Here is an 11,828-nt window from a genome sequence, read left to right as displayed (position 1 = left end):
TGATCCCAGCGACCGGCACGGCTCCCCGTCTTACGTCGAGGGCTGCTGGCCCCGGATGACCGAGGGATGTTCCGTGCTGGCGGGCTCGAACCACGAACGAATCCAAGCGGATCCGGCTTCACCGAACGGGTCGGGCCCTGCCGAAGCTCCCGCCTTGTGACGAGGCATCGAGTGCCGGGGATACCAAAGGAGTCGCGGCAAGAGCCCGACCCGCTCTGAACCCATTAGGGCTACCAGGGCGCCCGGGGCACAGCGTGCGCACCCCGTTCAAGCGGCGCCGCTTCCGGCCGAAGCTGTCACACCGGCAGAAGGCGGTCAACCGCACGCACGCGAGAATCCGCGCGCGCCCTGGGTGTCAGGGTTGGGTGAGTCCAGTGGTTCAGAGCAAGTAGCCCTCCCGGGGCGAGGATGGATCTTCCTTCGATGACGATTCCCAGCACAGATATGTCCGTCAGGCACGATGGGGTCATGGCCACGGAAGGACCTCGATCAGACCGGCCACGGCGGCGGTCGTTTCCTCCGGCGGAGAAGCTGCGGCTGCTCGCCGAGTACGAACAAGCCGTTGCCGACGGCGACGGCAACGGGTATCTGCGCCGTAACGGCTTGTACTCGTCGTTGATGAGTGAGTGGCGCCGCGCCCGTGATGCCGGTCTGCTGGAGGGGAAGAAGCCCGGTCAGAGCGTCGGACGCCCGAGTGGGGAACAGGCCGAGATCGCTCGGCTGCGCCGCCAGTTGGAGCTGGCCAACCGCAAGATCGCCCGGACCGAGGCGGCGTTGGACATCATGGGAAAAGCACACGCGCTCTTGGCCGAGATCTCCGAGAGCGCGGACACCGACACCAAGCCGACCGAGCCCTGACCGACGCCCACACCCAGTTGCTCGCCGCAGCGACGTCGACCCGCAGTGCGGCCCGGTTGACCGGGATCGCCCGCAGCACCGCCCACCGACGCGCCCGGACCCCTGATGGGCGTGCGCCGGCGTCGCGGCCGGCGCCGGTGAACCGACTGTCCGACGCTGAACGCGCTCACGTTTTGGCGGTGCTCGACAGCGACCGGTTCGTCGACACCACCCCGACCGAGGCATTCGCGACGCTGCTCGACGAGGGCGTCTACCTGGCCTCGATCTCCACCCTCTACCGCATCCTGCGCACCAACGATCAGGTCGTCGACCGGCGCCGCCAGGCCCGACACCCCACCCGGGCCCGTCCGGAGCTGACCGCGACCGGGCCGGGGCAGGTGTTCACCTGGGACATCACCAAGCTCCCCGGCCCGGCCAAGGGCGTCTACTACGACGCCTACGTCATGATCGACATCTGGTCGCGATACATCGTCGGGCACCATGTCGCCGCCAGAGAAAGCGCCGAGATCGCCCACGACTTCATCACCGAGATCATCACCACCCACGGCGTCCCGCAGGTCGTGCACGCCGACCGCGGCACTTCCATGACCTCCACACGCGTCGCCACACTCCTGGCCGACCTGCACATCACCCGCACGCACTCCCGACCCCGGGTCAGCAACGACAACCCGTTCTCCGAAGCCGCGTTCAAGACCGTGAAGTACCACCCCACGTTCCCCGAACGCTTCGGGTCACTGGCCCACGCCCGCGCGTTCTGCGACACGTTCTTCACCTGGTACAACCACGAACACCACCACGCCGGCATCGGGCTGCACACCCCCGCCGACGTCCACTACGGCCACGCCGCCACTCAACAGAAACAACGCGAACAGGCCCTCGACACCGCCTGGACCGCCCACCCCGAACGCTTCACCCGCCGGCCCAGACCGAAAGCCCTGCACCTGCCCGACGCCGTCTGGATCAACCCGCCCGCACCGGCAACCGATCAACCACTACCCCAAGCGGCGTAACACCCACTGGTCCCACCGACCTTGACAAGTTCCGGCGCGGCGAACGAGCTATCGCCACCCTCAAGACCTGGAAGATCCTGGCCAAGCTGGGCTGCTGTCCCCGCCGCGCCACCGCGATGTGCAGGCCATCCTCGTCCTGCACCACGTCGAAACCGACCGCTACGCAGGATGAAAATGGCTCCTGCTTTGCCAGCCCTTGCTGGTCCTGCTCTGGCCAGATGGCAGCGCAGAGCCTGCTGGAGAACTCGCGACGACGACCGCCATGGCCAGCAGCATCCATCCACCGATTTGCCATTGGGTGGGCTGAGCGAACACGGCCGTGGTGGCGAACATGACGAATGCAAGGAGCCCTCCGAGGTGGCGGACGGCGGGGAGACCGATCGCGATAAGCGCGCACGTCAAGGCTATCGCGAGACGAACATCGTGCGAATATGCAACTATCAGGTTTATGTTTCCCAATGATGCTGAGGATCTGCTGCCCGAATCGATGATACCGCGGTCACTGGTGGATTCGGCCGCGATGCCAGCCTTATACATGAGCACATAGGTGACCAGGGGGAACGCAATCAATGCGACCACCAAAGCAAATATGGTCGCAGCAGCTGGCCGTCGCTTCCTGAACGCAAGGTGCGCCAGAATGAAGCCGAGTAGACCTGCTCCAATCGCAATTAGTGTCCCTAGCGACTGCGTGAAAGTGGCCGCGACAATGACGGCGCTGACGGCGAGAGCCCTTAGGCGATTGTCAAGGCGCGTCACGGCGATCAGAGTGATGATCGGAATAAAGTAGAACACTGCAAGGCCCGGCTCACCAACGAGCGGAGCGAACCGCCGCGACCCTTCAATGAATGGGGGCCCACTGGTCGCCAACGTGAACGGCATGTAAAATTCGACCTGCCTACTACCGAAAGTTGATGAACCGATTTCGTTCCCGGCAAATCCAGACGCTAGAGTAAGACCGTATGAACATGCAAGTGGAGCGATAACGCATGCAATCCCGCAGACTGTGGCTGTAACAAACTCTACTCGCGAAATGGCTAGCACGGCAACGACCCCGGCAATAACATAGGCCAAGGCCAAATACGTTCCGCCGACAAGGCTGACGCTGACTGCTAGCGCAATGAAGCTAACACTAAACAGGATCGCAACTGTCGCTCGGGTCTTCGACGAGGGCCGATATGTGAGTGCGATTGCGGCAAGGCCGGCCAGCGCGACGAGTGTTCGCAATAAGGAACTCTCTCCGAGCACTCCAGGGGGGATTAGGAAGAACAACAACCCTGCTAGAATTCCCCGCGCACCGACCATGCCCTGCACAAGCATAATGCCAATGACAAGGAGCATAGTCACTAAACCCCATAGCGGGTCACCGGTAAGTACAGCCAATACGGCGCCGAGGATCCCGGAGGCTATGCAATATACGCCAATGACTATACGTCGCGAGTTCCGAAGGCGTAAGTCAGTAGGTCGCGACAACCGATCACATGGTGGCTCCGCGCGCTCAGATTTCAACGTTCTGCACCAACCTTGCAAACTCATTTACTGGCCAGGTCGGAGCGCACAAGTCGCTCGCCCCGCTGCTTGAGGTTGGGAAAGCCATCGAAGGCAACCGCCCGCTACCCGCGGCATGCTGCGAAGCTGCCGGGCAAGAAGGTGCGTGGACTTCTGCCTCCCCATATGCCTTATCCCACAGATCTACGAGACGTTGAAGGAGGGCAACGGCATCGTGCCTCGCGAATCGCATTTGTGCCTCCAACCTGGTTCTGCCGCCAAGCCTTGCTGCCGAACGCGGGCTGGCAGGAAGCTGCGAGCAAGCACAGCGTCTGGTGCGAAGCTTCTGAGCAGCCGCGCCGAAGGCCTAGCGACCGGGCGAGACGGCCTTTACCATTCCATGTTGGGCCGAGGGTAGAGGATCCGGCTCTCCACTCCGCGCAGAGTCCACTCCTCTTCCAGCGGATGCGCCAGCGTCTGCGCCCAACCAATGCGAGCAGAGAGCAAGGTCTGAGCGATCCTCTCCGGGTTCATTTAATGGCTCGACCATTCTCTCTTCGATATGCCGCCCTCATGCAGATGGCGAGCGATGCAAACACGGTGAGTTGTAGTACGCAATACGCAATCGCCGCACCCTTGGCCCCCATGGTCGAGCCAAGTGCGACCACCAGGCAGAGCTGCACGGCTACCGATCCTACTAATGCATACGCAACCATCTTTTCATACGCCCTGGACTGAAGGAAGGACGCAAGTGGTTGGTTAATAGTTACGAGTATTGCGCCTGCGGCAAGCCACCGCAAAACAGGGGCGGATCCAGCATATTCTTGGCCAAGCAACATTTCAACGGCCCTTGGTGCGACCAATATTACGGCGCAGCATGCCGCAATTCCGAGGGCCAGCACCCAAGCGGCTTTCGTCACATGTTGCCGCGCGGATTTCCAATCCGTCGCCCCTGCGACAAAAGGCGCGGCGGCGGATGAGAAGGCTGTAGCGAGTAGTCCCATGGGCTGGGTCCACCTATTGACGCCGCCATAGATGCCCGCCGCGGTGGCTCCCGCGACGCCGCCCAGTATGGGCAGATCAAACTGCTGAGCGCTTAGGGCAAGGGAGCCGAGCGCATAGTGGCGTGTTCCCCGCCATGGATTTGCAAAGCCGCAGCCCGTTAGGCGAAGTCTCGAATGGCCGGCCTGGACAGAGTATGCCACCACGGCCATGCTAATACTTCCTACTGCCAAAGAGATCCATAGCGACAACCGCCCCGACGCGCCCGAGAGCGTTAGCAGCGCAAATACGGCGACCGCTACCAGTCTCTCTAAGACCAGCAGAAGAGCCACTGTACCGCCTCGCTTCTTCGCTCGCAGGGGCACAAGCATTGTCTGGCTTGCGGTCACCGAGAACAGGATCACTCCAGCGACACTCAACGCGGGCTGGAACCAAGCGACGGTTATGGCCCACGATGCAGCCGCGAGAGCGCCGATCGCGAGCTTCGTACGGACTCGCGCATCCAGATCAGAAGGGGCTATCGTGTTCCGTGATAGTTCCCTCATCCATAGCGCGTTGGTGCCGAGGTCCAGTAGACCAGCGCCGGCAGTTCCAATGGCCACCGACGTAACGACGACGCCGAAGTAAGCCGGTGCGGCGTCCCGCGCCGCAAGGATGTAGACACCCGCCACCAAGAGTTGCGCCGAGCCCGACGCGAATGCCAGCATCACAGCTTGGGCGCCAACTGAGCGCAGGCGCTGGTGCCGGGGAGGATATTGCGCCGTGGCGACACGGCCCGAACTACGCTCGTGAACGCGCGCGTTGCCGCTGTTATCCAATCTGCGTCCCATATTTACCGCCGAGGCTCGCATCATAGCGAGCGAGGTCCGCGTAGACGAACGCGCTGTTCACAGGAGCGCCTCCGCGAATTGTCGAGGATCCGGAAGATCAGCTGGCTTTGGTCTTTCGCTCGATAGCACTTGTGTCATGCCCTGTGCCAGCGACTCGACGGAGAGTGGCACCCAGTTCGCGTGACTGGGCATCGTCCTTGCGTCAGTGCGTAGAGACCGAGCACCGGCCGCCAGGACAGGCGCTCCGGCGATCAGTGCCTTGCCGAATAGCGCGCTTGGTCCTTCGTTTGAATGAGCGAGCACCAAGCAGTCGCTCGCCACCACGTACTCGTCGAGTTCACCATCGGTCAGGACGCGGTTGACTATCACCAATCCGACGCCCATTTCCGAGAACTGGGGAAGAAGGTCTTGGAGCCTCGCGAGCACGGAGGGCTGGATCTTCCCAGCCACCACTAGTCCCACCGCCCGGGATGGCTGCGCCAGCAACGCTTGGGCCACGATGTCCGCGTTCTTCCGTTCAGTCACGGCTCCAAGAACCGTGAACCAGAACCGATCTGGGTCAAGCCCCCGCTTCGAACGAATTGCGGAGCGATCGGGCGGCGCCACGGTGATAGAGATCGGGTCGCCAACGGTCCTACCCAACCGGCTTGGTGCGATCCAGCTGCTTCTCAAGGTCGTAACGCGCACTCTGGGCCGCGCCGATGCTGCCGCGAGCAGCGCTCGACGAACTATCCTTCGAGCGGGATTGAACAACGTGCGCCGATGTCCCTGAGCGGTGGGCCGCATTACGAGGAGCGACAATTGTGCATCGCTTGCCCATCGCGCGCCGGCTCCAAGCCTGATTGCAATTTCGTCCCCGTCTGGAACAACTATGAGTTCAGCGGAGGACTGGCGTGCTAGTGACAGCAACTCGCTGATAGTGTTCGAGGAAGTTCTGAGGATGGTTCCGAGATTGACATCGGAGAGGTGTGCCTTGAACTCATCCGTGTCCTCGACACCAGGTCGGAGCGCGACGCTGAATTCACGCTCGAGTTCAATCGCACGCTCTACTATTAGTCGCACATAGTGCAGTCGATGGCCGCTGGGATTTGGCTCAACGACCAAAATTCTGCCGGTGCCACGCGTGCCGGTCAGCCTCATCGTTGTTCCGATCGCCCTAGATAAGTGATGGAGCACGGACAGATCCCAATCGCAGGGGCATGTCTCTGCAGCGGCATCGCTTCTCCCGGAAATCCTGAACACGCTGGGATCGTGGACGCATTCTGCTCAGTGGACATCGGCCTTGTCCCACGCGGTCATTCGATAGGCCTCGACCACCGAGGCGATGCCTTCGCGGAGCCCGGTCCTGGCCGTCCAGCCAGCATCACGAAGCGTGGAGACATCGAGGAGTTTCTGCGGCGTTCCGTCTGGCTTAGACGTGTCCCACTCGGTACGGCCGGTGTAGCCGACTGCCTCGGCCACCAGCTCAGCGACCTCGCGGATGGTGGCGTCTTTGCCGGTGCCGACATTAACCTGGCTCGGTCCGTCGTAGTGCTCCAACAGGAAGAGGCAGGCGTCGGCCATGTCGTCCGAATGCAGGAACTCCCGCCGAGGCGTGCCGGAGCCCCAGTTCGTCACTGCGCTCGCGCCAGTGCGGACGGCCTCGTCGTAGCGCCGAATCAGTGCCGGCAGCACATGCGACCCGGTAATCGAGAAGTTGTCGTTGGGGCCATAGAGGTTCGTTGGCATCGCGGAGATCCATGGCAGACCGTACTGACGGCGGACGGCTTGCACGTGGAGGATCCCAGCGATCTTGGCTATGGCGTAGGCGTCGTTGGTCGGCTCGAGATGCCCGGTCAGCAGGGATTCCTCGCGGATGGGCTGCTCGGCGTACTTGGGGTAGATGCATGACGAACCGAGGAACAGCACACGTTCCACATTGTTGGCGAGCGCCGCGTCGAGCACGTTGGTCTGGATGCGCAGGTTCTCGCTGAGGAAGTCCACCGGGTAGGTGCTGTTGGCCAGGATCCCGCCGACCTTGGCTGCAGCCAAAAGTAGGTACCGCGGCTTGGTCTCGGCCATGAACGCGAACGTGGCGTCCCGGTCGCGCAGATCCAGCTCGGCCGAGGTCTTGCCCACCAGCTTGGTGAACCCGCTGGCCTTGAGTTTGCGCCAGATGGCGCTGCCCACGAGCCCACGGTGACCTGCGACGTAGAAGGGTGCGTCACGGTCCAGCTTTCCCGGCGTGTAGCTGAGGCCGTCGTCGCTCACGCGCTCCTCCAGGATGCGAGATCAACCTTGTCGCTCCACGGATTGCCGGCATGCGCCAAAGCCTCAACGTCGGCGTCGACCATGAGCTTGGCCAGCGCCCGGCCGTCGATCGTCGCCTTCCACCCGAGGTGCTCTCGCGCTTTGGTCGCGTCCCCGATCAATGCATCGACCTCGGTGGGGCGTAGGTAGCGCTCGTCGAACCGGACGTGCTCGCGCCAATCCAGCCCGACGCAACTGAAGGCGATTTCCACGAATTCCTGGACGGTGACGCCGACGCCAGTGGCGAGCACGTAGTCATCGGGCTGGTCGGCCTGCAGCATGCGCCACATACCCTCGACATATTCGGGCGCATAGCCCCAGTCGCGAACTGCCTCGAGATTCCCCAGATACAGGTGACGCTGCTTGCCGGCCTTGATCGCGGCGACAGCCCGAGTGATCTTGCGCGTGACGAACGTCTCGCCGCGGCGTGGGGACTCGTGGTTGAAAAGGATGCCGTTGACCGCGAACAGCCCGTAGGCCTCACGATAGTTCTTAGTGATCCAGTAGCTGTAGAGCTTCGCAGCCGCGTAGGGCGACCGCGGATAGAAGGGTGAGGTCTCGCTCTGCGGCGGCGGCGTCGCGCCGTACAGCTCGGACGAGGACGCCTGGTAAAAGCGGGTTTCCATGCCCGCCAGCCGCACTGCCTCCAGCAGCCGGACCGACCCCGTTCCGGTCGTGTCCGCCGTGTGTTCCGGCTCGTCGAACGACACCCGCACATGCGATTGAGCGGCGAGGTTGTATACCTCATCCGGGCCGATCCGTTGCAGCAACGTCACGAGCCGTGCCCCGTCGCTCAGGTCACCGTAATGCAGGAACAGTCGCGCGCCCGGTTCGTGCGGGTCGACGTAGAGGTGGTCTATCCGACTCGTGTTGAATGTGGAGGCACGCCGGATGAGGCCGTGGACCTCGTACCCCTTGGCAAGCAATAGCTCCGCCAAATAGGAGCCGTCCTGACCGGTTATGCCGGTGATAAGTGCTCGCTTCACTGAGCCAAGACCTCCATCGAATTGATACGCTGCCGTCGAGTCATGCTGTGACGCCCCTCGGCCAAAGCCACCAACCACTGTTCAACGTGGTCGAGCGTCGCATCCTTCGCCAAGACGGCGTCGCGGCGTCCTGCCGCCCCAAGGGCGCGCGCCCGCGCTGGATCTGCCGAGAGCGAGAGGGCGGCATCCAGCAGGGCCTGAGGATGGCCGCTGCGACTCTCGTTCCTCCTCCGGCAGCATCGATCTCGCTGGCGGTTACGCTCGCCTCATCCGTAGCCGCCAGCACTGGGAGCGATGTGGAGAAGTACGTCTTGAGCTTACTCGGCACCGACATCTCCTTCATCCCCGCACGCTCGTTGACGAGAAGGATGTCGGCGCTTCCCAGCGTCTGCCTGAATTCATCGTCCGGAAGGGGTGCTACGAATTCGATGGAGGTCACATTCCTGGCGAGAGAATGCAGGCGAGCGCATTCGTTGCCGTCGCCGAGGAGCACGAACCGTACAGGCGCGCGCTGTCGGTCAGCGAGTCGAGCCGCCTCAACGACGTTCTCAAGGCCCTGCTTTGCGCCCATGTTGCCGGCGTGAAGGATCACGGTAACGTCGGGGTCCCAGCCACGTCGGTTCCGGACGGCCGCCCGATCGACCTCCATCGGCGGGTCAACGTGGGACCAGTTGCGAATTACCTCGACGCGTCCCGTTGGCACGCCCAGGGTCTCTGTGACGAAAGAGTGGAATCTGTCGTGAATTACGACGACGCCGGTCGCGGAGCGGAGCGTGCGGGACTCCAATGCCTTTAGCGCGGTTGCCGCAGACCTGCCGCCCTGGCCCGTCTCGGTTATGCCCAGACTGTAGAGATTCTGGATCCAGATGCCGGTCGCGTGACCACGTGACCGGCGAGCGCGGAGCGCGGCGAGCGCACTGGCTATCAGGTTCGGCGACACGAGCAACACAACATCGGGACGATGCCACCGGGCGGTTAGAAAGCGGATCCCGAGACTGAGCTCAGAGAGCAACCTGCGCCCACCGATCGGTCTCGCCGGCACATAGTGCGCCAACCGCTGGACTCGGACTCCGTCGACCTCATCAGATACGGACCAGCCGCCGGAGCCCTCCGTCACTCGCCACTCGGGATAGTCCGGGTGGGTGGTGATCACGCGCACATCGTGCCGCCGTGCCACGAGCCCGTTCGCCAGTCCCGCCGTATAGGGGCCATTCCCGGTCGGCTCAGGCGCGTAATGACCGCCCAGGATCGTCACTCTCATCGCGCGTCCAACTCCTGGCTTTCGGCGATCAGAGCTCCTGCCGTCGGCCCGCGATCGTTCACGATTGCTCTCATCGCCCTTCCAGACACAGGATCTGATCGCGTGGCCGCACCCAAGCTGACACGCCACCAAAGCATTCGGGAGGCGATCTGTCAAGACCGGATTCTGCCCGATTGCCCCGAGTTTCGCCGCTCTGCGGGATCTTGTCGCGAGATGGGAGCGCCCGGCGTGCCTGCGGCGATTTTGATCATCGTCATCGGTATGCCTGCCGAATCCGACGACGTTGCTAAACTGGCGACGACCGCAGCGGCCAAACGAGACGTTCGGAGCATTATGGACATCACGCAGTACCTGCGTGCGCTGCGGGCGCACTGGTTTCTTGTGGTGCTCGTGACCGCAGTGGGCGGCGCGGCCGCTGGTGTATATTCATCGGTTCAAACCCCGGTGTACCAGGCGGATGTGCAACTGTTCGTCTCGATCAGCAGCACCGACGCAGGTGCGGCGGACCTCAACCAGGGCGGCACGTTCGCTCAGCAACGGGTGAAGTCATACGTCGACATCGTGGACAGCCCGACCGTGACGAACGAAGTCATCCAATCCCTCCAGCTTCCCTACACCGCCGACGAACTTGCCGAAGAGATCACCGCGCAATCTCCGCCGAATACTGTTCTGCTGGACATCTCCGTGATTGACCCGTCGCCCCAGCTGGCCCGGGACATCGCCAATGCCGTCGCGAGTCAGGTGTCCAAGTTCATCGTCGACCTCGAGACCCCGACGGGTGGCAAAGCGTCGCTGGTCAAGGCGACCATCACCAAGAGCGCCTCGTTGCCGGCCGAACCCGTCTCGCCGAGGACCAAACTCAACCTCGCGCTCGGGCTCCTTGTCGGCCTCGCTAGCGGCGTGGGGCTCGCGGTCCTGCGTCATACGCTGGACAAGACCATTCGCGGCCGGCGAGAGGCCGCCCTGGTAGCGGACGCGGCCGTCGTGGGCGAGATCGGGGACGACCCGAAGATGAAGGTGCAAGCGCTGATCGCCGACGACCCGACGGGACTGCGGGCCGAGGAGTTCCGCCGGCTGCGGACCAACATCCGCTTTCTCTCGATCGACGGGCGGATCGGTAGCCTTGTGGTTACGGGCTCGGTCCCCAGCGAGGGCAAGTCTACCGTTGCCGCGAACATGGCTATCGCGCTCGCCCAATCCGGCGAGAGGGTCGTCCTCATCGACGGAGACCTCCGCAAGCCGATGATTGCCACACTGTTCGGGCTGCCGGGTGGCGTCGGCCTCACCAGCGTGCTCATCGGCGACGTGCCGATCGAGGCCGCGATGCACCACTGGCGGCGCGAGCTGCCGCTCTATGTGGTGACCTCCGGTCCGACCCCGCCAAACCCCAGCGAACTTCTCGGCACACGCCGCCTCGCCGACCTGGTCGCGGGCCTGGTAGCGAGCGGCATGACCGTGATCTTCGATTCGCCTCCGCTGCTGCCGGTTACCGATGCCGCCGTGCTGGCGCGGGCGACCGACGGTGCACTCGTGGTGACCCGGGTCGGCTCGACCAAGACCGACGAGCTCGAGACCTCGATCGAGGCCCTTCGGAACGTCGATGCCCGCATCCTCGGCGTAGTGGCAAACCGGGTCAAGCGGAAGAAAAAGGACGGCTACTACGGCGACCAGGCCAGCGGCTGGACGGGGGCTGCGGCGGCCAAGGCTGCCCAGGCCGTGATGGCGCCGCCCAATACCGATCGTGCGCCGGCGGCCGCGACCGCGCCCCTACAGGGTCGAGCGACGCCCCCACCGCCGGCCCGGCACCAGCAACGCCCGGCGGTCGGCAGGCGCAACGGACTTGACCGGTCAGAGAACCGCGAGGATGGACCTTGGTGATCGAAGAGCCTCGGCCCCCCAGGCCAGTACCTGTCCCGCAGCCGATTGTCCGCCTTGGGCGGGTTATGACGGTGGGCCTTCCGGATGGACGACCCGGTCGCCTTGCATGAGTCGCTCGAGCAGTCGGCATGATTGGCGCGGTTGACTCGCAGCCGCCGCCGCCGCCGCCGCCGCCGCCGCCGCTGCTTCCCGTGACCGATGCCGCATCGTCGCCCCATGAGCCCTTTCA

At 63.6% G+C, this 11,828-nt stretch carries 8 protein-coding genes and 2 pseudogenes; 4 read left to right on the top strand and 6 right to left on the bottom strand.

The window, feature by feature from the left end; genetic code table 11:
- Positions 1 to 228: 228 nt before the first annotated feature.
- The 3 genes and pseudogenes from ABZS80_RS25545 to ABZS80_RS25535 all read left to right on the top strand — a co-directional run.
- Positions 229 to 347, top strand: a pseudogene (locus ABZS80_RS25545) (IS5/IS1182 family transposase); the annotation flags it as partial.
- 76 nt (positions 348 to 423) lie between these two features.
- A protein-coding gene (locus ABZS80_RS25540; protein ID WP_355059660.1) for an IS3 family transposase occupies positions 424 to 1,868 on the top strand; the annotation gives its coding sequence in 2 pieces (ribosomal slippage) (positions 424 to 793 and positions 793 to 1,868; 1,446 coding nt in all).
- 38 nt (positions 1,869 to 1,906) lie between these two features.
- Positions 1,907 to 2,040: pseudogene (locus ABZS80_RS25535) on the top strand (IS5/IS1182 family transposase); the annotation flags it as partial.
- On the opposite strand, the gene ABZS80_RS25530 reads toward ABZS80_RS25535, so the two are convergent.
- The 6 genes from ABZS80_RS25530 to ABZS80_RS25505 all read right to left on the bottom strand — a co-directional run bounded on the left by ABZS80_RS25530 (position 2,028) and on the right by ABZS80_RS25505 (position 9,721).
- Positions 2,028 to 3,206 (bottom strand): hypothetical protein, encoded by a 1,179-nt coding sequence (locus tag ABZS80_RS25530; protein ID WP_355059658.1) that lies wholly within the window; start codon positions 3,204 to 3,206, stop codon positions 2,028 to 2,030. The pseudogene ABZS80_RS25535 and the gene ABZS80_RS25530 sit on opposite strands and share 13 nt — an antisense overlap.
- Before the next feature lie 677 nt (positions 3,207 to 3,883).
- The gene (locus ABZS80_RS25525; RefSeq protein ID WP_355059656.1) at positions 3,884 to 4,558 is read right to left on the bottom strand and encodes a polysaccharide biosynthesis C-terminal domain-containing protein; all 675 of its coding nucleotides are present in this window, start codon (positions 4,556 to 4,558) and stop codon (positions 3,884 to 3,886) included.
- 684 nt (positions 4,559 to 5,242) lie between these two features.
- Complete coding sequence (locus ABZS80_RS25520; RefSeq protein ID WP_355059654.1) at positions 5,243 to 6,427, bottom strand: hypothetical protein; 1,185 nt, start codon at positions 6,425 to 6,427, stop codon at positions 5,243 to 5,245.
- 24 nt (positions 6,428 to 6,451) lie between these two features.
- A complete protein-coding gene (locus ABZS80_RS25515) occupies positions 6,452 to 7,435 on the bottom strand; it encodes a GDP-L-fucose synthase (RefSeq protein WP_355059652.1) in 984 nt (327 codons plus the stop codon).
- The gene (gene gmd, locus ABZS80_RS25510; RefSeq protein WP_355059650.1) at positions 7,432 to 8,460 is read right to left on the bottom strand and encodes a GDP-mannose 4,6-dehydratase; all 1,029 of its coding nucleotides are present in this window, start codon (positions 8,458 to 8,460) and stop codon (positions 7,432 to 7,434) included. The genes ABZS80_RS25515 and gmd overlap by 4 nt, the downstream gene beginning before the upstream one ends.
- A 40-nt stretch (positions 8,461 to 8,500) precedes the next feature.
- A complete protein-coding gene (locus ABZS80_RS25505; RefSeq protein ID WP_355059648.1) occupies positions 8,501 to 9,721 on the bottom strand; it encodes a glycosyltransferase family 4 protein in 1,221 nt (406 codons plus the stop codon).
- A gap of 102 nt (positions 9,722 to 9,823) precedes the next feature.
- Between ABZS80_RS25505 and ABZS80_RS25500 the strand changes: the two genes are divergently transcribed.
- Entirely contained in the window at positions 9,824 to 11,599 is a 1,776-nt protein-coding gene (locus tag ABZS80_RS25500) for a polysaccharide biosynthesis tyrosine autokinase (protein ID WP_355059646.1), read from the top strand.
- The last annotated feature ends 229 nt before the right edge of the window (positions 11,600 to 11,828 follow it).

This window comes from Micromonospora sp. NPDC005305, assembly GCF_040607315.1.
GTDB lineage: Bacteria > Actinomycetota > Actinomycetes > Mycobacteriales > Micromonosporaceae > Micromonospora.
Note: the sequence above shows the minus strand (reverse complement) of the source record. Positions and strands in the feature narration are given on the sequence as shown.

What these genes read in the sequence shown, in the direction of transcription:
- ABZS80_RS25530 (WP_355059658.1), bottom strand. Translation starts at nt 3,206, where the DNA reads ATGCTCCTTGTCATTGGCATTATGCTTGTGCAGGGCATGGTCGGTGCG.
- ABZS80_RS25505 (WP_355059648.1), bottom strand. Translation starts at nt 9,721, where the DNA reads ATGAGAGTGACGATCCTGGGCGGTCATTACGCGCCTGAGCCGACCGGG.